This window comes from Elusimicrobiota bacterium, assembly GCA_016706425.1.
Classification (GTDB): domain Bacteria; phylum Elusimicrobiota; class Elusimicrobia; order FEN-1173; family FEN-1173; genus JADJJR01.
Map to the genome: position 1 here is coordinate 891,902 of JADJJR010000001.1, position 23,185 is coordinate 915,086.

A 23,185-nucleotide genomic window follows, 5' to 3' on the forward strand; every position below is an offset into this window, starting at 1 on the left:
CATAGCAGAAGAACCTCCCCTTTTCAAGGGTTTCTTGCCCCGGGGAGGAAACCCCGCGCGCTTTCCGTCGATCGCGGGAAATTGTATCCTGTCCTTTTCCGCGGGAGACAGGCCGCGGCGCACGCCCTGAGAGAGGACTTTATGGCCAGACACGGATCGGACTCCATCAACCCCGGAATCGAAAATCTTCGTCGGTACGGCAGCCGGATCGTGGGGGAAGGGGCCCGCATGTTGCCCGCCGCCTCCTTGATGAAGGCGGCCGGTGTCATCGGGTCCATCGCCGACCGGCGCAAGCCGTTCGTCACCGTCGTCAATTCCTACTCCACGCACATCCCCGGCCACGCCCATTTGGAAGCCCTCGGCCACGCCCTGGAGAAGGAACTGAAGGGCCTGGGCTACAACGTTTGGTATTGCAACCTCGGCGGGGCCGTCGACGACGGCATCGCCATGGGCCACTTCGGCATGAAATACTCCCTCCCGAGCCGGGAACTCATGACCGATCAAATCGAAACCGTGCTCGTCGCCCATCCCTGCGACGGTTGGATCGGCCTCGGCAACTGCGACAAGATCGTTCCCGCCATGTACAACGCCATGGTCCGGGTCAACATCCCCGCGGTGTACGTGTCGGGCGGACCCATGTTGGCCGGGGAGGACGGATCGGACCTCGTGACGGTGTTCGAGGGCGTGGGCAAGCACGCCGTCGGGAAAATGACCGAGGGCGCCCTGTCCGACCTGGCCGAGAGGGCCTGCCCGTCGTGCGGGTCCTGTTCCGGGATGTTCACGGCGAACTCGATGAATTGTTTGGGCGAAGTGATCGGTCTGGCCCTGCCCGGCAACGGCAGCGTGCCGGCCCAGGTGCGCGGCCCCGACGGCCGGCCGGTCGACAACCCCGCGCGCGAAGCCTTGATCCGCCGCGGCGCCCACGCCTTGAAGCGTTGCATCGACAACAACATTCGTCCGCGCGACATCGTGACCCGGGCGAGCCTCGACAACGCCTTCGTCTGCGACATGGCCATGGGCGGATCGACCAACACGGTGTTGCACACCCTCGCCCTGGCCCGGGAAGCCGGCGTCCCCTACGATTTGAAACGGATCAACGCCCTGTCCCGCAAAACCCCGTGCGTTTGCAAAGTGAGCCCCTCCCGGCCCGACGTCCACATGGAGGACGTGTATCGCGTGGGCGGGGTGGCGGCCATTTTAAAAGAAGTGGCCCGCGCGGACGTCGGCCTCGACACCGGCGCGGTGACCGTGACGGGAACCCTGGCGGACCTTTTGCGGGACGCCCCGTCGCCCGACGGCAACGTGATCCGCCGGGTGGAAGACCCCTTCAGCCGCACGGGCGGATTGAAGGTCCTCTTCGGCAACCTGGCCCCCCGGGGCGGCGTGGTGAAAACGGCGGGCGTGGCTCCCGACATGATGACGTTTGAGGGCCCGGCGGTGATTTTCGAATCCCAGGACGACGCCCTCGACGGCATTTTGAAGGGCCGCGTGAAAAACGGCGATGTGGTCGTGATCCGTTACGAAGGGCCGCGCGGCGGGCCGGGCATGCAGGAAATGCTGAGCCCCACCGCGGCCATCATGGGGGCGGGGTTGCGCGTGGCGTTGGTCACCGACGGGCGTTTTTCGGGCGGCACGCGGGGTCTCTGCATCGGCCACGTGTCCCCGGAGGCCGCCGCCGGCGGTCCCTTGGCCCTTTTAAAAAAAGGCGACCGCGTCCGCGTGGACGCCGGGCGGGGGAAACTCGATGCCTTGGTCCCGGCGTCCGAATGGGCGCGACGGAAAAAGTCCCTTAAACCCTTCAAGCCCCGGGTGACCCGCGGGTGGTTGGGCCGTTACGTCCAGCATGTCTTGAGCGCGGACACCGGCGCGGTGTTCGATCGATAAGATGCGTCGCGCGCTCTGGATTTTAATCCCGTTCGCCCTGTCGGCCTGCGCCCCGTCGAAAGACCCGGCGGCACGCGGGGCGGCGCGGTTCGCCGCCCTGGGGTGCGTGACCTGCCACCGCGTGGGGGAACGGGGCGGCGGACAGGCCGGCCCCGACCTCACCACCGTGGGGATCCGACATTCCGCCGCGTGGTTGGATTTGTGGTTGAAGGATCCGTCGGCCTGGAAACTCGGGACCACCATGCCCAATTTAAAGTTGAAGGACGACGTGCGCGCGGATTTGGTCGCCTACCTTCAATCTTTAAACGGCGAGCCCTACCGCGCCACGCGCCCTTGGAACGCCCCCGGGGTCAAAGCCGACCCCCGCAAACGGGGGGAGATGATTTACAACCGTGTCGGCTGCGTGGCCTGCCACGGCGACCGGGGGCGGGGCGGTTTTCCCAACAACAACGTGGTGGGCAGCGCGGTGCCCGGTTTGAAGCACGCCCGCGACGGATTCTCCGTTCCGGAGTTGAAGGAACGCATTCGGTTGGGACGCCGACCGGAGCCGGCCGACCCCACCCGCCCGCCGCCCTGGGTGGAAATGCCCGGCTGGAAAGATTTTCTCTCGGAGGACGAACTCGACGCCCTCGTGACTTACCTGCACAGCTTGGCCCCGCCCAAAGCGGACGATTGGGCCGAATAGCATGATCGATCGGCCCTCTTCCGTGGCGCCGTTCCGGTGCGCCCTCGCCTTGGCCGCCGCGACACTGCTCCTTGTCGGGTTGGGCGGCTTGGTGACCAGCACCCATTCCGGTTTGACGGTGCCCGACTGGCCCCTCTCCTACGGCCGCCTCATGCCCCGCCTGGTGGGCGGCATTTTGTTTGAACACGGCCACCGCCTGGCGGCGACTCTGGTGGGGCTGCTGACCATCGTGACCGCGATTGTTTTCCGGAAGGACCCCCGCGCCTGGTTGCGCCGAACCGCCTGGGCCGCCCTGGGGTTGGTCATCCTTCAAGGCGTCTTCGGCGGCCTGACGGTTCTCCTGAAGCTCCCCAAGCCGGTGTCCATCGTTCACGCCACGCTCGCGCAAACATTCTTCTGCATGACCGTGGCCCTGGCGGTCTGGACCTCGCCCCTCTGGAAACGCGAACCCGCGGCGGACGCGGGGGGGACGGACATCCCTTTGCCGCACATCGCCCTCCTCCTCGTCGCGTCGTTGTACCTTCAATTGATTTTGGGAGCCACCGTTCGCCACACGGGGCACGCCCTGTCGTTCCATTTGGTGAACGCCGGGTTGATCCTGTTGTGGATCGGTTGGTCCTTCCACCGGCTGTCCCTGTCCCACGCGCGGGAAAAAGACCTTTGGGCCGTGGCCGGCGCGGTGGCGGCGGTTTTCGCCGTCCAATGCCTGCTCGGTCTCTTGGCCCTGCTGAGTTTCCTGGGGCCGGGATGGCCCGTCCACCCGTGGTCCTCGGTGGGTTGGGCCACCGCCCACGTCGTCGCGGGGGCGCTTCTCCTGGGTTTGTCGGTGGCCCTGGCGCTTCTCTCCTGGCGACGGTTCCCGGGGGCGTTCAACGGCGACCGATTGCGCGATTACGTTTCTCTCACCAAGCCGGGCATCACCTTGATGGCCGCCTTGACGGCTCTGGCGGGATTTTTGCTGGCGTCCCGGGGGGCGGTGTCCTTCGGGCGGTTGGGACACACGGCCCTGGGCACGTTGTTGGTTTCGGCGGGCGCCTGCGCCCTCAACATGTTGATAGAACGGGACCGCGACGCCCTGATGGCGCGGACGGGCGATCGGCCCTTGCCCGCGCGGCGTGTTTCGCCCGGTGAAGCGTTGTTCCTGGGGGCCCTGTTGTTGCTCGGGGGCGTCTCTTACCTCGGACTTTTCGTCAACGGTCTCACGGCCGCGCTGGCGGCGGCCACGGCGGCCGTCTACCTTTACGCCTACACGCCTTTGAAAAAAATTTCCGCCGTCAACACCCTGGTGGGCGCGGTGGCGGGCGCCTTGCCGCCGGTGTTCGGCTGGTCGGCGGCGGCGGGCCGACTGGAGTTGGGCGCGGGGATCCTGTTCGGCATTCTTTTCTTTTGGCAATTTCCGCATTTCTTCGCCCTCGCCTGGCTTTACCGCGAAGACTATTCCCGGGCGGGGTTCGTCGTGCTGCCGGTGGTTCAGCCCGACGGCCGGGGCACGTCCCTCCACGCGTTGCTCGGGGCCCTGGCCCTGTTGGCGGTGAGCTGGGTGCCCGTGTGGGCGGGGCGGGGGACGGGAGCCTACGCGGTCCTGGCCACGGCCCTCGGGGCGGCGCTGGTCGCCTTGGGTTTTCATTTTCACCGGGACCGCACGACCCGGCGCGCGCGGCGCCTCTTTTTGGCGTCCGTCGTGTATTTGCCCGTTTTGCTGACGGCGCTGGTCTGGTCCGGATTCCGCTCATGAACGACCGCGCCGTCCGGCTCGAGAACCTGCGGCATGTCTACCCGGCCCGGGGCCGTTCGCCGGCGCGGGAGGCCCTCTCCGGCGTCACCTTCGATGTCCGGGCGGGGGAATTGTTCGGCGTGCTCGGGCCCAACGGCGGGGGCAAGACCACCCTCTTTCGAATCCTTTCGACGGCCCTCCCCCCCACCGCGGGACAGGCCTGGGTGATGGACCGCGACGTGGTGTCCGACCCCGCGTCGGCGCGCGCCGCCCTGGGGGTGGTTTTCCAAAACCCCAGCCTCGACAAGAAACTGACCGTTCTGGAAAACCTCATCCACCAGGGACGGTTGTACGGTTTGAGCGGGGCGGTCCTGCGTTCGCGGGCCCTGGAGTTTTTGGATCGCGTGGGGTTGGCCGACCGGGCCGGGGACGTGGTGGAACATCTTTCCGGCGGCCTCCAGCGGCGGGCCGAGATCGCCAAAGGGTTGTTGCATCGCCCGGGGCTTTTGTTGATGGACGAACCGACCACGGGCCTGGATCCCGGAGCCCGCCGCGATTTGTGGATCTACTTGAGCGCCTTGTCCCGGGAGGGCGTGACGGTGCTGGTGACCACCCATTTGATGGAGGAGGCCGAGCGGTGTTCGCGTCTCGCGATTTTGGACCGGGGGCGCCTGGCGGCTCTCGGGACTCCCGAAGAACTTAAAAAAACCGTCGGCGGGGAGGTCGTGACGGTGACGACTTCCGACCCGGCCGGGTTGGCGGCGGGCCTGCGCGCGGCCTTCGACCTCACGGCCCAGGTGATCGACAACATCGTCCGCGTCGAGCGGGCCGACGGCCATCGGTTCGTGCCCCAACTGGTGGAAAAATTCCCCGGGTGGGTGGAGACCGTCCAAGTGGGGCGGCCCACGCTGGAGGATGTTTTCGTGAAGCACACCGGCCACCGGTTCTGGGCGGAGAAAAACGGATGAGGGCTTTTTTTCTGGCGGCGGGCACCCTGGCGGCGCGGGAGCTGACGCGCTTCGCGCGCCAGCGCAACCGGGTCATCGGCGCTTTGGCCACGCCGCTCCTTTTTTGGTTCTTCCTGGGGGCGGGGTTGGGCTCCAGTTTTCGCGTGAACCTGGGCGGCGCCGAAGGGCTCAATTACCTGCAATTTTTCCTGCCGGGGACCATGGCGCTCGTGTGCCTCTTCACGGCGATTTTTTCGACGATATCGGTGATCGAGGACCGGCAGGCCGGGTTCCTTCAGGCGGTGCTGGTGTCGCCGGCGCCGCGCTCGGCCGTGGTCGCGGGCAAGATGGTGGGCGGCACGGTTTTGGCGGTGGGGCAGTCGGTGTTGTTTTTCATTTTCTTACCGATGGTGGGCGTGCCTCTCACCGCCGGGGGCGTGGCCGCCGCGCTGGCGGTGTTGGTCCTGCTGGGCTTGGGCCTGACGGGGTTGGGGCTCCTGCTCGCCTGGACGTCGGAATCCGTCCAGGGGTTCCACGCGCTCATGAACTTGATTTTGATGCCGCTGTGGTTTTTGTCGGGGGCGGTGTTCCCGTCGGCGGGCGCGCCCCGTTGGCTGGCGGCCGCCATGGCCGCCAACCCCGTGACCTACGGCGTGCACGGCCTGCACCGCGCGCTTCTGGGCGCGACCACGGGCCCGTCCTTGGGCGCCTGTCTCGCCGTGATGGCGCTCTTCGCCGTCGTCATGGGCGCGGCGGCGACGACCCTCGTGCGGCGCGACCGGGGGTAGAATGATCGCCCGACCGGCCCTGCACGCGATGCTCAACGGCACCGCGGCCGTGCTATTGGTCTTGGGCCGCCTGGCCGTGCGGTCGGGCCGTTTGGCCTGGCACCGCGCCCTCATGGGGGCGACGTTTCTTCTTTCAACTCTCTTCCTGGCCTCTTACCTCCACTATCACGCCGGCATCGGTCACACGTCCTACACGGGCACCGGTTGGACGCGACCCATCTATTTCGCCCTGCTCCTGTCCCACACGGTCCTGGCCGTCGTCATCGTGCCGCTCGTGATCGTCACCCTGGTGTGGGCCCTGCGGGACCGGACGGAACGGCACCGGGCCTGGGCGCGCTGGACCTGGCCACTTTGGCTTTATGTGTGCGTGACCGGGGTGGTCCTATATTTTTTCCTCTATGGATGAACTCGCCCACCCCGTCGGCGATCCGGCCTGGCGGTTCCGCGGCTTCCGCACCCATCCCGAAACCATCGACAACCAACGTGATTTTCTGACGGTCGCGGCCAGCCTGGCCGCCCGGTCGGCGCATCCCGGCGCCCCCGATTTGCACCGGGTCGCGCTGTGGAACAGCCGGGGGGCCAAGGACGTCGTCGCTTTTGAAGAGCACGGGGACGCCGGGTTCGGGGGGAATTTGTCGCTCCATGAAGGCGGCCCGGTTCCGGCGCTGGTGGGCACGGCGGCTTTGTTCGCGGCCCGCGGGTGGAATGTTCCCGATCCCCTGGGCCCCGTGGCGGCGGAGTGGGCGGGGGAAGGCGCTTTCGTCTATTTTTGCGGGTGGGGGGGCGCCGCGCGCGCGGCGCTCCGTTTCGGCGGATGATCCTCATCGGCCACCGGGGCGCCGCGGGGCACGCGCCCGAAAACACCCGCGCCGCCTTTGAACGGGGCCTCGCCCTGGGCGCGGACGCTTTGGAATGCGATGTCCACCTGTCGCGGGACGGCGTGCCCGTGGTGATTCACGACGATGTTTTGGACCGCACCACCGACGGTCACGGGTTCGTGCGGGCGATGCCCTGGGCCGCCCTGCGGGATCTCGACGCCGGCGCCTGGTTCGGCCCGGCCCACCGCGGCGAGAGGCTGTGGCGGCTGGGCGACCTTCTCGCCTGGGCCAAACACCGACGCACCCGCCGGGGCCGGCCGCTGGAACTCGTGATCGAGATCAAACGCCCCGAGGACCGTCCCCACCCGGGCATCGCCGATAAAGTCGCGCGCGCCCTCCGGCGGGCGGGTTGGGTGCGGCGCTCCACGGTCATTTCGTTCGACCACGGCGCCGCGGCGCGGGTCAAACGGCTTTTGCCCGGCGTCCGCGTGGGCCTCCTGTTTCGTGAAACGCCCCCGGATTTGGCCCGCCGCGTGGCGCGGACGAGGGCCGACGCCGTGTTCCCGCGCCGCCATTTGGTCACCCCCGATTTCGTCGCGGCGGCCCACGCGCGGGGGTGGTGGGTCGGCACCTGGACGGCCGACGCGCCGGCCGAGATCCGCCGGTTGCGGGCCGCCGGGGTCGACGCCCTGGCCACCAATTTTCCGGAACGCGCCCGATGACCCCCGCGGACATCGTCCGCGCGGCCGCCGCCGCGGCGGGGTTCGAGGCGGTCGCTTTCACCGCCGCGTCGCCCGCGGCGTCCGACGGCGCTTTTTTGAGCGATTGGTGTTCGGCCGGCAAGGCCGCGGGCATGGGGTGGCTGGCCCGGGATCCCGAACGCCGGGCCCGTCCCACCGCCCTGATGCCCGAAGCCCGCACGCTCATCACGCTGGGTGTGTCTTATTTCGAGGAGGACACCGCCCCGCGCCCCGCCGGTCCCGCCGGGCGGGTGGCCCGTTACGCCTGGGGGGAGGACTACCACGCCGTCATCGAGCGGCGCCTCGGGGACGTGCGCGACCGCTTGCGCCTCGCCTTCGGTCCCACGGTCCTGTCCCGGCCGGCCGTCGACATCCAGCCGTTGCTCGAGCGCGCCTTCGCCCGGCGCGCGGGTTTGGGGTTTGTCGGAAAAAACACCAATCTCATCCGCCCCGGCAGCGGTTCGTTTTTGTTTTTGGCCGATCTGCTGGTCAATCTGGAACTGCCCCCCGAGGGCGCCGTGCCCCAGGGGTGCGGCGCCTGCCGGCGGTGCCAGGACGCCTGCCCCACGGGCGCCCTGGACACCCCGTTCGTCCTGGACGCGCGCCTCTGCGTGGCCTACCACACCATCGAAAACCGGGGGGCCATCCCCCGGGACCTGCGGCCGAAAATCGGCCGCTGGGTGTTCGGCTGCGACGATTGCCAAGACGTTTGCCCGTTCAACGCGCGCGCGGCCGCCCACCGGTGGCCGGAATTTTCCGCCCGCCGGGGCCCGGGGCCGTGGTTGTCGCTGGAGGACCTTTTGCGGCTGGATTCCGACGAAGCTTTCCGGGTGCGGTTTCGGGGAACGTCGGTTTTGCGGGCCAAACGGGCGGGACTGGCGCGCAACGCGTGCGTCGCGGCGGCCAACGGGGGGCACGCCGAAGCCCTCGCGGATCTTTTGGACGACCGTCTGCGACGCGACCCCGAGCCGGTGGTGCGGGAGCACGCGGCCTGGGCCCTGGGGCGCGCGGGCCGGGTCGGTCGGGCGCGGCTGGACCGCGCTTGGACGACGGAAACCCACCCCGTCGTCAAAGAGGAAATCGACCGGTCCCTGCGGGAGGCGGCGTGACGGGGCCCTTCACCGAAACCGTTCGCGCGGAAATCGGGCGGCGGGGGCGCGTGACCTTCGCCGAATTCATGGGATGGGCTCTGACCCACCCGCGCCACGGCTACTACACCGCCGGGGCGCGCACCGGCCGGGCCGGGGATTTCATCACCAACGCCCAGGTGCCCCTGTTCGGGGAGGCTCTGGCTGAAATTCTCGTGGACATGTGGGACGCCCTGGGATCCGCCCGGTGGACGTTGATTGAGTTGGGGGCGGGGGACGGCGTGCTTGCCGAACGGGTGCTGACCGCGTTGGACCGGCGCGGTCGCGCCCGCCGGGTGACGACGCACCTGGTGGAAGCTTCCCCCGCGGCCCGGGCGGCGGCGCGTCGGCGGTTGTCGCGGTTCGGCGGGGTCCACCTCCACGCCGCCCTGGCGGACCTGGAGCACACCGCCGGGGTCGAAGGGTGCGTGTACTCCAACGAGTTTTTCGACGCGCTGCCCTTCCACCGGCTGCGGGGCGCGGCCGGCGGACCGGAGGAGCTTTTTGTCACGGAGGGGAACGGGGGTCTGCTCGAAACCCCGGGCCCCCTGTCGGACCCGGCCCTCGTGGCCCTCCTGTCGTCCGCGGGGATTTCCCTGGAGGAAGGTCAAGAGACCGAAGTGTGCCCGTTGGTGGACGCCGTTCAAGAGGAATTGGCCCGGGTGCTCGCGCGCGGGTTTGTGTTGACGGTGGATTACGGGGGCGCGGCGGCCGAAGTCCATCACCCCACGCGCGCGCGGGGCACGCGACGCACGTTTTCGCACCACCGCGTCGGGGACGACCCTTTCCGGGACGTGGGTGAAAAAGACATCACCGCGCACGTGGATTTCACCCGCCTCGCGCGGGCCGGGGAAGAGCGGGGGTTTCGGACGGTTTTTTACGGCGATCAGGGGCCTTTTCTGCTCGCGGGGGCGGAGGGGACTTTGCGGGCCGCGATCGAGGCGGTCCCGTCCCGGGGGCGGGAGGTCCAACAGTTGGTGCACCCGGCGGCCTTCGGAGAAAAATTCCGGGTGTTGGTCCAAAGCGTCAACGCCGGCGGGGCGGCCCTCCGGTTTGAGCGCGCCGCCCGGGTTCAGCGCTTGGGTTTGGGCGCGCCCCCGGCGGACCGCGGCTGATCCATTTTCATCACGCGCCCGACCCAGTCCAGCATCTTCCCTTCCAATTTTTCGTCGAACAACTGCGTTCCGTGGGCCCCCTGGGCGGTCCCCTTTTCGAGGGCGATCCATTTCGATCGGCCGGGATCGGCCTGCCCCAGCAGGCGCTCGGCGCTGATGTGGGCGTAGGTGTCGGGCTGGGCGGAAACAAAAAGCATGGGTGCCCCCACGCGGGCGGGAATTTCATCGACCTCGAGTCCGGCGTAATCCAAGCCCGGGGACATCAACACCAAGGCGCCCGGGGGAACGCCGCGGGAGGCCGTTAAAAGGCACACGTTCGCGCCCAGGCTCGCGCCCACCCACACCTGCCGCGCGGGGGGCACGCCCCGGTCCTCCACGGCCCGGGACGCCCGGGCCAAATCGTCCATCATGCCGAACCAAAAAGCGGGTCGCCGCTGGGCCCGGTCTTCGTGATTGACCGCTTTGCCCGTCAAGGTCGCCCGGCTTTTTCCGTGGCCGCGCGCGTCGTAAAGGCACACGCCCCATCCCCGTTTTTGAGCCGCGGCGGCCAGCGGGCGCCATTCGGCGCGATCGCTGCCCAGCCCGTGCAGGGCGATCAAGACGGGGGCGCCCTCCCGTTGGGGGGGCACGTAGTCGCCCTGCAAAATCAAAGGGTCCTTTTCGTCGGTGCCCCAGGGGACCGCCAAATCCAGGGGGGCGGCGGGCAGGCGCCCCACGAATCCCAGGCCCATGAAAAGAACAGCGATGAACAGTCCGGTCCGCGATCGTTGATTCATGCCGTGTTCCTCCTCAACCACAAATAAACGACAACACCGCCCAGCAAGGCTTCCAAAAAGAGCGCCCCCACGACGATTGCCAGGGCCGGGGGCGGCCGCAGGGGGTGAAGGATCACCCACCAGGTTCGGTCGGCCAGATTGAGGGGAAAGTAATGATCGTAGGCGGGGGAGGCGGGGCCGGGGCTTTCCACGGGGCGGTATTCCCGCCCCTGGGTTTCATCGATGAAGGTGACGTCGAAGCGTTCCCCGAGTCCCGGCGCGCCGCCGGCGGCCACGCGCAAGACCTCGAGGGTGCCTTCCACCAGGCCCGTCCAGAGGGACCCCCGGAACACCGGCGCGTACAGGGCGACCCCGACGCGGCCGTCCCAGAGATCGATGAGCCCCGAGGCCGTCGTGCGTTGTTCCCGGCCGGCGCGGTCGGCCGCGACCGACCGATCGCCCGTGACGCCCCGCTTCGTCCGTTCCGGCGAAAAGGGGAAGGTCCAGAGCACGCGGCCGGAGCGGTCGACAAAATCCAAGGCGCGCATCGCCGCGCTGTCGCCGAGGGCGCGGGCCGCCCGGTGTTGAAAGGCTTCGGGCCCGAACTCCCCGTCGGTCGAAACGCCGTCCGCCACCGCGTTCAGGTCGCGGACCTGCCGGTCGACGTTTTCTTGAAGGCCGGCGCGCGCTTTTTGGATGGGACCGGTGCTCCGGAGAAAATAAGCGTTGTTAACGGCGTCGCGTACCCACAGCACAGAGGCCCCCATGGCCGTGAGGGTTCCCCCGGCGAAGAGAACGGTGACGAGCCAGACGGCGGCGCGACGGGGGGGCGGGCCCATCGTTCGCAAAGGTCAGCGCCGCCGCGGGGCGTCGTCCGGCGAATGAGGACGCCGCACCCGGTCCCGGGCTTTGTCGTGAAGTTGCCACACGTCGCGCCGTTTTAAAACGGTGCGGTAATCGGCGAGGGCGTCTTCGCGGCGGCCCAAAAGATCAAAAGTTTTGCCGCGGTTTAAATAGGCCAAACTGACCCAACGGTCGTCGCGGGCGGGCCGGTCCACCACGCGGCTGTAAAGCGCGAGCGCGTCGTCCAGCCGTCCGGCGCCGCGGTGGGCGTTGGCCAGGGCGAACAGACCCATGTGTTGAAACCGCGGCGAATAATGGGGCGCCCCGGCGTGGATTTTGGCCAGGTAGTCCCGCGCCCCCGCCTCCAGGGCGGGCCAATCCTTGGCTTCCTCCAGGATCAAAAGTTCCACGTAGTGGAAAAACGGGCTTTGGGGATAGGCCGCCCGTCCCTCCCGCAACAGCGCCAGGGCGGCGGCGGGGTCCTTCTCGTTGTTGACGTAAATGTTCACCAAAAAAAGGCGCGCCGCGGTTTTGGCGAAACGCCCCTTCTCCATGGTCAGGCGGATTTCTTGCAGTCCTTGCTCTTTGGAACCTCCGAACATCATGCGGCCGATGACCTTGGCGGCGGCGGGCAGGGTCGCGACCATATAATGGAAGATGCCGGGACCCAGGTACGCGTCGTACATGGCGGGGTTGGCCTTGATGGCGGCGGACTGAAGGTTGAACGCCTGTTTGCCCGCCCGGTAGGCCGCGAGCCAGTGGCCGCCGATCGCGTCCCAGCGGCCTTTGAGCCCGAGGGCGCCTCCCCCGCAGAGGCGGATCAGCCCGGTGGGGTCGCCGTTTTTGGCCAGGGCGCGTGTTTTTTCAACGGTGTCCTGGACGGCGGCGAGGAATTCCTTCTCCAGGGCGTCGTTCTGTTCATCGTATTCGTTGGTCAGTTCCCACCAGAGGATCGTGGCGCGGCCGTAGGGGCCGATGGGGTTTTGGGGAAAGCGCGTCGTCAATTCGTCGAACGCCGCGCGCGACCGGGCGTAGTCGAGGTTGTACATGGCTTCGAGGCCCGTGTCGATCAGCGCGTCGACGGCGGCGTCCTCCGCCCGGACCGATCCCGCGCCCAACAGGATCGCCGCGGCCGCCCACAGCCGTTTCATGTTTTGGACCGGAACAGACCGAAGCAGCTGGTGTAGCCGTGCAGGTAGGTGGTGCCGCCGACGGGGCCGATTTCGCCGTTGCAAAAAAAGCCGCCCAAGGGCACCGGGCCCACGGTTTCCTCGAAGAAGGCGGAATCGTGGTCGGCCTTTCCGTACAACGCCTCCCCGCGTCCGACGCAGGAAAACAGCAGGGCGCCGTGGGGGGCCGCGGCGCCCCCGTTGAAGCGGGCGAACACCTGGCGCAGATCCTCGAGGGAGGATCGGGAGTCCCGCAGGTGGAATTGGACGGTTTGCCCCAGGCGCAACGGGGCGGCCACGGCCAAATAGCCGTGGTCGTTGTCCACGCCCACGATGTTCCGCACCAAAAAATCCCCGGGTTGGGGGGCGTCGGCCGAGGAGGTCATCGCGATGCCGATGAAGAGGGCCTGGCGCAACAATTGGCGGTCGCGGTCCGACAATTCCTTAAAAATCGTTTGGAGGATTTCCACCGGGGGTTTTCCATCCACCGCGAGCAGGGCGTTTTCCTTGCAGCCGGTGACGCGCAGGGGGCGCCCGATGGGGCGGCACCCTTGGGCGACGACGGAATCGATGCGCAAATTGCCGGTGAACGACACCCCGACGAGGCCGCCCCGCAGGCACTGATCGTTGAGATAGAGGGCGCCGCGCCCCGGCTCCGACGCGCCGGAGGCCACGCCGCCGACCTTCACGGATTTGGGGAAAGCGTAATCGAGCCCCGACAAAAAATTGTCCAGCCGGATGGAAAAGGGGTCCGCCAACACCACGAACTGGGGTTCCTCGGCGGCCCGGACGCCGACCAGGCTTTCCCAGGCGCGCGGGGAGTCGTCGAGGTCCGGCAGGTCCTCGTCCCGGATCGCGAAGGTCCGCAACTTGACGTCGGGCAGGACGGCCGCGACGAGGCTCAGCCCCGCCTTGGATTCCCATTCCCGGCCGCCGCCGATGACCCCGGCCGCGCTCGCCCCGACGAGGACGCGCGCGGGCAAATGCTTGGCCAGCAGGTTCTGAATGTCTTCGCGGCGCTCGGCGAAGGCCTGCGCGACGAACAGGGCCGCGAAATCGGGGGCGGCGCCCTCGAGTTTCTCCTTGATGCCGAGGGCGGCTTCCCGCACGGCGGTTTCGAGGCGCGTCGCGGTCGAGAGGGTGGAGGCCCATTTCATGGCGCGGATTCTACCACCTTGGATCGGCCTTGTCGACGGTGTTGTGGAGGCGTTCCGAAACCCGTATCATGGGCGCCGATGCACTTCGTCGTGGACGGTTACAACGTGATCCGGCAATCGGACGCGCTCGCGGCCGGCTCCTTGCGGGACCAGCGCGAGCGACTACTGCGCTTTATTGAGGAGCGGCGACCCCAGGGGAGCCCCGCCCACCGCGTCACCGTGGTGTTCGACGGCCGGGCGGACGTGTCTTCCCCGCGTTGGCCGGGTCCCACGCGCGTGTTTTTCTCCCACGGCAAGGACGCCGACGCGCTGATCAAATCGTTGGTGGACGAGTCCGCGTCCCCCCGGGACGCCGTGGTCGTCACCGACGATCGGGCGATCCAGCGTTGGGTGCGGGCGGCGGGCGCGCGGGTCTGTGCCGTCGCCGATTTTTTGGCCGCGGGGGCGCCCGCCCCGGGCCGCCGGGGTCCCGGGCTGTCCGCCGCGGACCGCGACGCCATCAACGACGAACTGAGGGACCTGTGGAAGCTGAAATAGTTTTCTCATCGCCCCTGGCGCGGGGGGTGCTCCTCAAGCGGTACAAGCGGTTCCTGGCCGACGTGCGTTTGTCGTCGGGGAAGGTGATCACCGCGCTGTGCCCCAACACCGGAAGCATGAAAAACTGTTCGGAACCCGGCCGGGAGGTGGCGCTCAGTTACCACCCCGACCCCGCGCGGAAACACCCCCTCACCTGGGAGATGATCCGCATGGACGCGGGCTGGGTCGGCGTCAACACCGGGATCCCGAACGGGCTCGCCGCCCTGGCCGCCAAGTACGGCCTCATCCCCGAATTCATCAGCCACACGTCCGTCCGGCGGGAAGTGCGGTGCGGCGTCAACAGCCGCATCGATTTGTTGTTGGAGGGCCCCCCCGGGCGTCTGTGGGTCGAGATCAAGAGCGTCAGTCTGGTGGAGGGCGAGACGGCCCTGTTTCCCGACGCGGTGACGGAACGGGGGCTCAAACATTTGGAGGAGTTGACCCGCGTGGTGGAAAAAGGCGACCGCGCGGCCATGTTGTTTGTCGTTCAGCGGCCCGACGGGCGGGTGTTCCGGCCGGCCGATCGCATCGACCCGGCCTACGGCGCGGCCCTGCGGCGGGCCTCCGCGGCGGGGGTGGAGGTCTTGGTGTACCGCGCCGTGGTCTCGCCCGAGCGGATCCGTTGGGGCGAGGAAGTGCCCAAAGATTTGACGTGAAAAAAAGGAGAGGGGCGTTATGTTTGAAAAAATGAAACAACTGATGGACATGCAAAAATTCGCCAAGGAGGCCGAGCGCCGGCTGGGGGACATCCGCCTGGAGCGCGAAGGCTTGGGCGGCAAACTGCGCGCGTCGGTGAGCGGCAACCAGGTGGTCCACTCGTTGTCCATCGACGAAAGCCTGCTGGCCCCGGTCCAAAAGGGCGCCCTGGAACGCGCCCTCGTGGATCTGCTCAACGGCGCGCTGTCCGACGCCAAGGCCGAGGGCGCCCGCGCGGCCATGGATTTGATGAAGGGGCTCCGTGGCGGATAGGGCCCCCGCGCCCGCGGCCGCCGTCCGCGACCCGCGGTTGGCCGGGCGGGATCCGCGGGACGTCGCGATCTGCATTGTCTGCGGCGGGCTCGCGCTCGCCCGGAAGTGCAAAATCATTTGCACGACCTGCGGGTACACCCGGGATTGTTCGGACCCGTGACGGGGGCGGGTCACAAAGAGTTCTTGACATTTTTCGGCCACATGCGATAATGGTGGTTGTAAGGCTGAAGTTTGGCTTCCGGTCGTTCGGTGGAACATCATCGTCCCGCGGGCGCAAATCGGCTCGCGGGTTTTTTACGGGTGGTTCGCTGGTGCTGGGAAAAGCTTCTAATCTTGTCTTACCGTAGGAAGGTGATGTTTCAATGAAAGGCACAGTGAAATGGTTCAACGCGTCGAAGGGGTACGGCTTCATCAGTCCCGAAGGTGGCGCGGAGGACGTGTTTGTTCACTTCTCGGCCATTCAAGGCGAAGGCTACAAAACCTTGAACGATGGCCAAGCGGTGGAACTTGAGGTGACCAAGGGCCCCAAAGGCCTGCAGGCCGCCAACGTTCGGCCGCTGTAAATCGCGATTTATCGCGTGAAAGGGCCCCCGCCGGTTTCCGGCGGGGGCCTCTTTCTTTTTCCGGGGGAGAAGCGAACGGATTCCCGCCAGGAGCGTGCTGGAATGACGGATGGCTGGACGAGAGGCTTGACATTTTCCGGCCACATGCCATAATAGTGACTGTAAGGCTGAAGTTTGGCTTCCGGTCGTTCGGTGGAACATCATCGTCCCGCGGGCGCAAATCGGCTCGCGGGTTTTTTACGGGTGGTTCGCTGGTGCTGGGAAAAGCTTCTAATCTTGTCTTACCGTAGGAAGGTGATGTTTCAATGAAAGGCACAGTGAAATGGTTCAACGCGTCGAAGGGCTATGGCTTCATCAGCCCCGAAGGCGGCGCGGAGGACGTGTTCGTTCACTTCTCGGCCATTCAAGGGGAAGGTTACAAGTCCCTGAATGATGGCCAAGCGGTGGAACTTGAGGTGACCAAAGGCCCCAAAGGCCTGCAGGCCGCCAACGTTCGGCCGCTGTAAATCGCGATTTATCGCGTGAAAGGGCCCTCGCCGGTTTCCGGCGAGGGCCCTTTTCTTTTATAATAGGCGCTCCCTCATGACACACGCCGACATCGTCTCCATCGGTTCCGCGCGGTTTGCCAACGATCGCCCCCTGGGCTTGATCGCGGGCCCCTGCGTGGTGGAAACGGAGGAGTTGACGCTGCGCATCGCGCAACAGCTGAAGTCCATCGCCGGACGACTGCGCGTGCCCTTCGTTTTCAAGGCGTCCTACGACAAGGCCAACCGGTCGTCCATCGGCTCGTTCCGGGGCGTGGGCGCCGAGGAAGGCTTGGCCATCCTGGGGCGGATCAAAAAAAAGCTGGACGTGCCCATCTTGACCGACGTGCATTCCGCCGCCGAAGTGCCCGCGGCGGCCGCCGTGGCGGACGTGCTGCAGATCCCCGCGTTCCTCTGCCGCCAGACGGACCTGGTGATGGCCGCCGCCAAGTCCGGCCGCGTCGTCAACATTAAGAAAGGCCAATTCCTCTCGCCCTGGGAGGCGGAAAACATTTTGAAAAAAGCCCGGGCCGCCGGCTCCGAGAAAACGATGCTCACCGAGCGGGGGTTTTCTTTCGGCTACAACAATTTGGTGGTGGACATGCGTGGCCTGGAGGTGTTGCGGGGCCTGGGCGCGCCGGTGGTGTTTGACGCGACGCACTCGGTGCAGTTGCCGGGCGGCCAGGGCGGATCGTCGGGGGGGCAACGCGAATTCATTTATCCCCTGGCCCGCGCCGCCGTGGCCCTGGGCGTGGCCGCAATCTTCATGGAAGTCCACCCCGAACCCGAGAAGGCCCTCTCGGACGGACCCAACGCCGTGCGTCTCAAGCACGTGCCCGATTTGTTGAGGCGCCTGCTGGCTCTCGACCGGACGGTCAAACGCCGCGGCTTCACCGACAACCCGTTCCACTGACCGAGGACCTATGAAACCCAGACCGCCCGCTTCCCCGCCGTCCGCCCCGGCCCCCGCCCCGTCGGAGCCCCTCTGGCGTCCCTCCTGGGCCTGGCACCTGAAAGTTTTGGCCGTCATCTACATCGTTCTGGTCGTCGTTTTTTTCGCCGTGGATCGATTCTTGTCCCGGCTTCCGGAGCCTTACCGATTGCGCGACGTCCCGCCGGAAATGACCCCGTGGCTCAAAAACAAGTAGCGCGCTGGCTCCGTCACGCCCGGCGCACGCTGGCGGTCGAGGCCCGCGCGGTGGCCCACCAGGCCCGTCACATCGACGCGGATTTCGTCCGGGCGGCCGAACGGTTGGTGTCGGCCCGGGGCCGGGTGGTGGTGATGGGCATCGGGAAATCCGGCCTCATCGGGCGAAAGTTGGCGGCCACGCTCTCTTCGACGGGCACCCCGGCCTTCTTCGTCCACCCCACCGAGGGCGCCCACGGCGACGTCGGCATGGTGCGGGCGGGCGACACGGTGCTGGCCCTCTCCCATTCCGGTGAAACCGAAGAGTTGAAACGCCTCCTCGGGCCGATCAAAGACCGCGGGGCTTTTTTGATCGCCTTCACGGGACGGCGTCAGTCGCCCCTGGGACGCGCCGCCGACCTCGTGGTCAACACCGCCGTGGAGCGCGAGGCGTGCCCTTTCAACATCACGCCCACCGCGTCCACCACCGCGGCGCTGGCCATGGGCGACGCGCTGGCGTTGCTCGCCATGGCGATGCGCGGTTTCGGCCGCGACGATTTCGCGCGCCTCCATCCGGCGGGGGCGCTGGGGAAAAAATTGACCCTGCGCGTGGAGGATTTGATGCACCGGGGCGCCGAAAACCCCCTGGTGCGCGACGATCGGCGGGTCACCGACGCCCTCGCGATCATGACCCGCACGCGCCTGGGCGCCGCCTCGGTGGTGGACGCCCGCGGCCGGTTGGTCGGCGTGTTCACCGACGGGGACCTGCGCCGGGGGCTGCAAAAAGACCCCCGCCTGTTGGCCCGCCCTTTGTCGCAAATCATGACCCGGTCGCCCCGCACCATCGGCCCCCGGGAGCTGGCCGCCGACGTCGCGCCGCTTTTCCGCAAACACGGGTTGGACAATTTCCCCGTCGTGGACGCGCGGCGGCGTCCGCTCGGCGTCCTGGACGAAAAGGATCTGTTGGATGAAGGCCTCCTTTAAAATCCCCCGTCCCCCGGCGGCGGTGCGGGCCCGGCTAAAAAAAATCCGGCTTTTCGCCATGGACGTCGACGGCGTTTTGACCGCCGGGGACATCGTGGTCCTCAACTCCGGGGAGGAAATCAAAATCTGGAACGTCAAGGACCGCATCGGGCTATTCGCCCTCAAGAAATTTTCGCCGCGCTTCAAAATCGCCTGGATCACCGGGCGTTCCTCCCCCCAGGTCGCGGCCCGGGCCCGGGAAATCGGCGTCGACGCGCTCCATCAGAAATGCGATCACAAAGGCCGCGCCCTGGCGGCGGTTTGCGAGAAGCTGGGGATCGCCCTCTCGGAATCGTTGTTCATCGGCGACGACCTGGTGGATTTGCCCGCTTTCCGCCGCGCGGGGGTGGCCGTGTGCCCGGCCGACGCCCACGCCGCGGTCAAGGCCGTTTGCCCCTGGACGACGCGATCGGCGGGCGGCCGCGGGGCCGTGCGGGAGGTCATCGACGCGGTTTTGGACGCGCAAGGGTTGACGGACGCCCTCTTGGGATGGTTTGAAAACCCCGAGCGGCGCCCGAACCCGTGAGGGTTTCCGTGTTCGCGGCCCTCGCCGCGGTCGCGACGGCCTGCGGCGGCGCGCCGACGGTTCCCTCCGACGTTCCGTCGCCGCCCGACCAGGTCATCCGGGAATTTCGCATGGACACCTACGCGCGCGGGTCTTTGGCGTGGAGCTTGACGGCCCCGGAGGCCCGGGTGTTCGACGGACCCCAGCGCGCCGACCTCGACCGGCCGGAGGTTCGCTTTTTCGCGGACGAAAAGCCCGGTTCGGTGGTGACGGCCGCCCACGGGGAAATGAACACCCGGTCCCGCGATATGGTCGCCGGCGGCGGGGTGGTGATTGTGTCCACCGAGGGGGCCCGCTTGGAGACCCCCTGGATGCGCTACGACAGTCAAAAGGACCTGTTGTTTTCCACGGCCGCGGTGGTCATCACGCGGGGGCGTTCGGTGGTGCGCGGCGTGGGTTGGTCGGCCCGGCCGGACTTTTCGGAGATGGAAGTGCGGCGGCAACGGGGCGAAATCGCCCCCGAAGACGAACGTTTCTTTCGGCAGCGGCCGTGAAAACCCCGGCCCTGGGCCTTCTGTTGCTGTGGGCGGCCGCGCGCGGCGCGGCGGAAGAGGCGCCGTTCGTATCGACGGAAACCCGCACGGTCATCGCCAGCGATCGGGTGCGGGTGCTGGACCGGGGGGAATCGGTGGAATTCACCGGGCGCGTCGCTTTGTCCCGCGGCGGAGACCGCCTGACCGCCGATCGGGTCGTCACCACCGAAAAAAACACGCTGGCCGAGGCCTGGGACCGCGTGTATCTCCGTCGCGAATGGCCGGGCGATCCGGCGCGCTGGGAGGCCTGGGGCGACCACGGGCTCTACGACACACACACGTCGTCGGGGCATTTGCGGGGCGGGGCGGCGCGGCCGGCCCGCGCCCTCCGAACCCCCCGCGCCGACGATCCGGGGACGGGCCGCTTCGAGTTGGAGGCCACGGACATCTTTTTTCGGAACGGCGAATCGACCGTTCCCGTCCGGGGGGGATTCGCCGAGGCGTCGGGGGGCGTGTGGTTGGCGGGCGAAGAGCCCGCGCTTCACCGCCGAACGGAATTGTGGTCGGACCGCATGGATTACGATGGGGCCCGCGAAGAAATGGTGTTCACGGGCGGGTTCGCCCGGGGGGCGCCGTCCGCGGGTTCGCCCGTCGGGGGAGACCGGCCCCTCGCCCGGCAAACCGACGGTCGGGAGGCCCGGGAGTTGCGGGCGCTCCGGTTGGCCTACCACCCGGGCGCGCGGCGTCTGTCCCTGTCCGGCGGGGTGGAGGCGGTCTTTCTGTTTGAAACGGGGACCGTGCCGTCCCGGGAAAAATTGAACAACCCAGCGGAGGAAAAGACACGTGTCCCTGCGCGCTGAAAACCTCAAAAAAGTGTTCGGCCACCGCACCGTGGTCGACGGGGTGACGTTGGAGGTCAACCCCGGCGAAATCGTCGGCCTCCTGGGGCCGAACGGGGCCGGGAAAACCACCAGTTTCTACATGATGGTGGGGCTCGTTCGACCGAACGGCGGCCGGATTTCCATCGATGAGCGCGATGTCTCCGCCTTGCCCATGTACCAGCGGGCCCGCGCCGGTCTGGGCTACCTCGCCCAGGAACCTTCCATTTTCCGTCAGATGACGGTGGCCGACAACCTCAACGCCATTTTGGAACACGTCCCCCTCGCCCCCGAGGAGCGGTCGGTCAAGCGCGCCCGCCTTTTGGAGGACCTGGGCCTGACCCGTCTGGGGGACCAAATGGCCTACACCCTGTCCGGGGGGGAAAAACGCCGGACCGAAATCGCCCGCGCCCTGGTGACGGACCCCCGGTATTTGCTCCTGGACGAGCCCTTCGTCGGCATCGACCCCTTGGCCGTGGCCGACATCCAAGAGGTCCTGTCCCAGCTCAAGAAGCGGGGTTTGGGCCTGCTGATCACCGACCACAACGTGCGGGCGACGCTGGAGATCGTGGACCGGGCGTACATCATCTACGCGGGAAAAATACTGGTCCACGGCGGCGCCCAGGATCTGTTGAACTCCCCCGAAGCCCGGCGGGTCTATTTGGGGGAAAAATTCCGTCTTTGACACCGACGAAGGGGAAATGTAAAATCTCCTCAAATTCTTCCTGAAAGCGGCCACCCCTATGCAAATACACATCACCGCCCGCCACATCGAGCTCACACCGGCCCTGGCCGATTACGCCCGGAAAAAATTTGAGCGCATCGCCCGCCATTTTGAAATCGTCCTGCGGGCCCAGGTCATTTTGTCCGTCGAGAAACACCGGCACAGCGCGGAGGTGGTGGTGCACGCCCAGGGGCACCACGACTTCCGAGCGCGCGAGGTGGCCGGCGACCTTTACGCGGCCATCGACTTGGCCGCCGAAAAGCTGCAGAACCATCTGGCCCGGGAAAAAGACCGCCGCGTCCGCGGGCGCCGGGGGGGGAAGGTGAAGGACCGCGCCGCCGCGGTGGCGATGGAGCCCAAGGAACCGACCATTTCCCGCATCAGCCGGGTGACGCCCCGGACGTTGTCCATCGCCCAAGCGGCGCGGGCTTTGGACGAATCCGAATTGGATTTTCTGTTGTTCCTCGGCCCTGACGACGCGCCGCGCATCATTTACCGACGGCAAGACGGAACCTACGGCCTTTTGGAACCCAACCTCTAGAGGCCCGCCATGAAACTCGCTTCGCTCCTGTCCAACGATGTGGTGGTGGTGGACCTGATCGCCCAAACGAAAAAAGGGGTGTTGGAGGAACTTTGCGGCGTGTTGGGCAAAGCGGGCAAGTTGCCCGATCCCGCCGCCATGGTGCGGACCCTCCTGGAACGGGAGGCCCTCGGTTCCACCGGCATCGGGGCGGGGGTGGCCATCCCCCACGGCAAAGCGGCGAACCTCCCCGCGCAGGCCGCCGCGTTGGGGATTTCCAAGCGGGGCATCGGGTTCGAGGCCCTGGACGGCGAGCCCGTTCACATCGTTTTTCTGCTCGTGGCGCCAACGGACGCCGCGGGGGACCATCTCAAGGCCTTGGCGAAGATTTCCCGCCTGCTCAAAGACCGGTTTTTCCGCCAATCCCTGCGGGACGCCAAATCCGCCGAGGCCGCCCTCAAAATCATCAACGACGAGGACGAGTTCTAACCCCGTGAGCCCCGCCCCCTCCCCCGAAGCCACCGCCGGGCGCCCGGCCCCCCTCCACGTCGAGGAGATGTGGAAGAGCCAGGCCGAGTCCCTGCGCCTCTCCCTGTTGGCGGGCCAAGAAGGGTTCCGCCGGACGATCCGCGTGGCCGACATCAACCGCCCGGGCCTCACCCTCGCCGGGTTTTTCGATTATTACCGCGGCGAACGCGTGCAGGTGTTCGGCATGGGCGAATGCGCCTTTTTGTCCACCCTGTCGAGCGCCCAGCGCATGGAAATTTTCGAGCGCATCCTTTCCGTCAACGAATTGCCCTGCCTCATCTTGACCCACGGGCGGGAGCCCGTGCCGGAACTTTTGGAAATGTGCGACCGTTTCCAGGTGCCCCTGTTCCAGTCCCAATGGGAAACCGCGCGGCTCATCGGCGAAATGACGGCCTATCTGGAGGAGCGGCTGGCGCCTTGCACCTCCGTGCACGGAACGCTCATCAACGTGTACGGGATGGGGGTTCTGATTTTGGGGGCGTCCGGGATCGGCAAATCGGAGTGCGCCCTGGAGTTGCTGAAGCGCGGCCAAATGTTGGTGGCCGACGACCGCGTGGAGGTCCGCCACAAACCCGGCGGGATCCTGGTGGGGTCGGGGCACCAGATGGTCCAACACCACATGGAGGTCCGGGGCCTCGGCATCATCGACGTGTGGAAAATTTTCGGCGTCGGGGCCGTGCTCAAGCGGTCCCTCATCGAGTTGGTGGTTTACCTGGAGATGTGGGACCCCAAAAAGGAATACGACCGCATGGGTTTGGAGGAGAAAACCACGACGCTCCTGGGCGTCGAGGTGCCCGAGATTCGGGTGCCCGTCCAACCGGGCCGCAACCTGGGCTCCTTGATTGAGGTGGCCGCTTTGAATCAAAGACTCAAACAGCAGGGCATCCACTCCGCCCGCGAGTTGAACGACCGGCTCATTCAGCGCATGTCCGGTCCCTCGGCCCGGGGGTGACGTCCGTGCGCCGCCGTTCCTC

Annotated in this window: 30 protein-coding genes; 26 read left to right on the top strand and 4 right to left on the bottom strand. The window is 67.2% G+C overall.

The features are described from left to right. The first annotated feature begins 141 nt into the window (after positions 1-141). Genes ilvD through IPI56_03785 form a run of 10 tightly spaced genes read left to right on the top strand, consistent with a single transcriptional unit; the run spans position 142 to position 9,818 of the window. On the top strand, positions 142-1,884 hold the full coding sequence (ilvD, locus tag IPI56_03740) for a dihydroxy-acid dehydratase (protein MBK7544853.1): 1,743 nt from the start codon (positions 142-144) through the stop codon (positions 1,882-1,884). A gap of 1 nt (position 1,885) precedes the next feature. Further along, entirely contained in the window at positions 1,886-2,569 is a 684-nt protein-coding gene (locus IPI56_03745) for a cytochrome c (protein MBK7544854.1), read from the top strand. A 1-nt stretch (position 2,570) separates the two neighbouring features. Then, positions 2,571-4,304 (top strand): protoheme IX farnesyltransferase, encoded by a 1,734-nt coding sequence (gene cyoE / locus IPI56_03750; protein MBK7544855.1) that lies wholly within the window; start codon positions 2,571-2,573, stop codon positions 4,302-4,304. Further along, positions 4,301-5,251 (top strand): ATP-binding cassette domain-containing protein, encoded by a 951-nt coding sequence (locus tag IPI56_03755; protein ID MBK7544856.1) that lies wholly within the window; start codon positions 4,301-4,303, stop codon positions 5,249-5,251. The genes cyoE and IPI56_03755 overlap by 4 nt, the downstream gene beginning before the upstream one ends. After that, a complete protein-coding gene (locus IPI56_03760) occupies positions 5,248-6,018 on the top strand; it encodes an ABC transporter permease (protein MBK7544857.1) in 771 nt (256 codons plus the stop codon). Before IPI56_03755 ends, IPI56_03760 begins: the two co-directional genes overlap by 4 nt. A gap of 1 nt (position 6,019) precedes the next feature. Next, positions 6,020-6,424, top strand: coding sequence for a DUF420 domain-containing protein (locus tag IPI56_03765; GenBank protein MBK7544858.1), 405 nt, complete (start codon positions 6,020-6,022; stop codon positions 6,422-6,424). Then, positions 6,417-6,836 carry a hypothetical protein gene (locus tag IPI56_03770; protein ID MBK7544859.1) on the top strand — a complete coding sequence of 140 codons (420 nt, stop codon included), beginning with the start codon at positions 6,417-6,419 and terminating at the stop codon, positions 6,834-6,836. Before IPI56_03765 ends, IPI56_03770 begins: the two co-directional genes overlap by 8 nt. After that, complete coding sequence (locus tag IPI56_03775) at positions 6,833-7,558, top strand: glycerophosphodiester phosphodiesterase (protein ID MBK7544860.1); 726 nt, start codon at positions 6,833-6,835, stop codon at positions 7,556-7,558. Before IPI56_03770 ends, IPI56_03775 begins: the two co-directional genes overlap by 4 nt. Continuing rightward, on the top strand, positions 7,555-8,685 hold the full coding sequence (gene queG, locus IPI56_03780; GenBank protein MBK7544861.1) for a tRNA epoxyqueuosine(34) reductase QueG: 1,131 nt from the start codon (positions 7,555-7,557) through the stop codon (positions 8,683-8,685). Before IPI56_03775 ends, queG begins: the two co-directional genes overlap by 4 nt. Further along, positions 8,682-9,818, top strand: a complete 1,137-nt coding sequence (locus IPI56_03785) for an SAM-dependent methyltransferase (protein ID MBK7544862.1) — start codon at positions 8,682-8,684, stop codon at positions 9,816-9,818. Before queG ends, IPI56_03785 begins: the two co-directional genes overlap by 4 nt. Here the strand turns inward: IPI56_03785 and IPI56_03790 are convergent. From IPI56_03790 to IPI56_03805, 4 genes are read right to left on the bottom strand one after another with little or no spacing between them, the layout of a single operon-like run. Then, a complete protein-coding gene (locus tag IPI56_03790; GenBank protein MBK7544863.1) occupies positions 9,776-10,594 on the bottom strand; it encodes an alpha/beta fold hydrolase in 819 nt (272 codons plus the stop codon). The genes IPI56_03785 and IPI56_03790 overlap by 43 nt on opposite strands. Next, positions 10,591-11,412: a hypothetical protein gene (locus IPI56_03795; protein ID MBK7544864.1), complete on the bottom strand. Its 822-nt coding sequence runs from the start codon at positions 11,410-11,412 to the stop codon at positions 10,591-10,593. The genes IPI56_03790 and IPI56_03795 overlap by 4 nt, the downstream gene beginning before the upstream one ends. 12 nt (positions 11,413-11,424) lie before the next feature. Continuing rightward, the gene (locus IPI56_03800) at positions 11,425-12,567 is read right to left on the bottom strand and encodes a tetratricopeptide repeat protein (protein MBK7544865.1); all 1,143 of its coding nucleotides are present in this window, start codon (positions 12,565-12,567) and stop codon (positions 11,425-11,427) included. Then, the gene (locus IPI56_03805) at positions 12,564-13,742 is read right to left on the bottom strand and encodes an FIST C-terminal domain-containing protein (protein MBK7544866.1); all 1,179 of its coding nucleotides are present in this window, start codon (positions 13,740-13,742) and stop codon (positions 12,564-12,566) included. The genes IPI56_03800 and IPI56_03805 overlap by 4 nt, the downstream gene beginning before the upstream one ends. 78 nt (positions 13,743-13,820) lie before the next feature. Between IPI56_03805 and IPI56_03810 the strand changes: the two genes are divergently transcribed. The 16 genes from IPI56_03810 (at position 13,821) to hprK (ending at position 23,163) form a co-directional block, all read left to right on the top strand. Further along, a complete protein-coding gene (locus tag IPI56_03810) occupies positions 13,821-14,279 on the top strand; it encodes an NYN domain-containing protein (GenBank protein MBK7544867.1) in 459 nt (152 codons plus the stop codon). Continuing rightward, on the top strand, positions 14,276-14,974 hold the full coding sequence (gene sfsA / locus IPI56_03815) for a DNA/RNA nuclease SfsA (GenBank protein MBK7544868.1): 699 nt from the start codon (positions 14,276-14,278) through the stop codon (positions 14,972-14,974). The genes IPI56_03810 and sfsA overlap by 4 nt, the downstream gene beginning before the upstream one ends. Positions 14,975-14,993: 19 nt before the next feature. After that, positions 14,994-15,287 (top strand): YbaB/EbfC family nucleoid-associated protein, encoded by a 294-nt coding sequence (locus tag IPI56_03820; GenBank protein MBK7544869.1) that lies wholly within the window; start codon positions 14,994-14,996, stop codon positions 15,285-15,287. Then, positions 15,277-15,447, top strand: coding sequence for a hypothetical protein (locus IPI56_03825; GenBank protein ID MBK7544870.1), 171 nt, complete (start codon positions 15,277-15,279; stop codon positions 15,445-15,447). The genes IPI56_03820 and IPI56_03825 overlap by 11 nt, the downstream gene beginning before the upstream one ends. A 202-nt stretch (positions 15,448-15,649) precedes the next feature. Then, positions 15,650-15,850, top strand: a complete 201-nt coding sequence (locus tag IPI56_03830; protein MBK7544871.1) for a cold-shock protein — start codon at positions 15,650-15,652, stop codon at positions 15,848-15,850. Between the two features lie 305 nt (positions 15,851-16,155). Beyond that, positions 16,156-16,356, top strand: coding sequence for a cold-shock protein (locus IPI56_03835; GenBank protein MBK7544872.1), 201 nt, complete (start codon positions 16,156-16,158; stop codon positions 16,354-16,356). A 76-nt stretch (positions 16,357-16,432) separates the two neighbouring features. Continuing rightward, a complete protein-coding gene (gene kdsA, locus IPI56_03840; protein ID MBK7544873.1) occupies positions 16,433-17,287 on the top strand; it encodes a 3-deoxy-8-phosphooctulonate synthase in 855 nt (284 codons plus the stop codon). A gap of 10 nt (positions 17,288-17,297) precedes the next feature. Then, the gene (locus IPI56_03845) at positions 17,298-17,522 is read left to right on the top strand and encodes a hypothetical protein (GenBank protein MBK7544874.1); all 225 of its coding nucleotides are present in this window, start codon (positions 17,298-17,300) and stop codon (positions 17,520-17,522) included. Further along, positions 17,504-18,484 (top strand): KpsF/GutQ family sugar-phosphate isomerase, encoded by a 981-nt coding sequence (locus IPI56_03850; protein ID MBK7544875.1) that lies wholly within the window; start codon positions 17,504-17,506, stop codon positions 18,482-18,484. Before IPI56_03845 ends, IPI56_03850 begins: the two co-directional genes overlap by 19 nt. Next, a complete protein-coding gene (locus IPI56_03855) occupies positions 18,468-19,049 on the top strand; it encodes an HAD hydrolase family protein (protein MBK7544876.1) in 582 nt (193 codons plus the stop codon). The genes IPI56_03850 and IPI56_03855 overlap by 17 nt, the downstream gene beginning before the upstream one ends. An 8-nt stretch (positions 19,050-19,057) precedes the next feature. Next, positions 19,058-19,582: an LPS export ABC transporter periplasmic protein LptC gene (gene lptC / locus IPI56_03860; protein MBK7544877.1), complete on the top strand. Its 525-nt coding sequence runs from the start codon at positions 19,058-19,060 to the stop codon at positions 19,580-19,582. Further along, the gene (locus IPI56_03865; GenBank protein ID MBK7544878.1) at positions 19,579-20,421 is read left to right on the top strand and encodes a hypothetical protein; all 843 of its coding nucleotides are present in this window, start codon (positions 19,579-19,581) and stop codon (positions 20,419-20,421) included. The genes lptC and IPI56_03865 overlap by 4 nt, the downstream gene beginning before the upstream one ends. Next, complete coding sequence (gene lptB, locus IPI56_03870; GenBank protein ID MBK7544879.1) at positions 20,405-21,124, top strand: LPS export ABC transporter ATP-binding protein; 720 nt, start codon at positions 20,405-20,407, stop codon at positions 21,122-21,124. Before IPI56_03865 ends, lptB begins: the two co-directional genes overlap by 17 nt. 58 nt (positions 21,125-21,182) lie before the next feature. Next, positions 21,183-21,704 carry a ribosome-associated translation inhibitor RaiA gene (raiA, locus tag IPI56_03875; GenBank protein ID MBK7544880.1) on the top strand — a complete coding sequence of 174 codons (522 nt, stop codon included), beginning with the start codon at positions 21,183-21,185 and terminating at the stop codon, positions 21,702-21,704. 9 nt (positions 21,705-21,713) lie between these two features. Continuing rightward, on the top strand, positions 21,714-22,172 hold the full coding sequence (locus tag IPI56_03880) for a PTS sugar transporter subunit IIA (protein ID MBK7544881.1): 459 nt from the start codon (positions 21,714-21,716) through the stop codon (positions 22,170-22,172). Between the two features lie 4 nt (positions 22,173-22,176). Beyond that, positions 22,177-23,163: an HPr(Ser) kinase/phosphatase gene (gene hprK, locus IPI56_03885; GenBank protein MBK7544882.1), complete on the top strand. Its 987-nt coding sequence runs from the start codon at positions 22,177-22,179 to the stop codon at positions 23,161-23,163. Positions 23,164-23,185 lie beyond the last annotated feature (22 nt).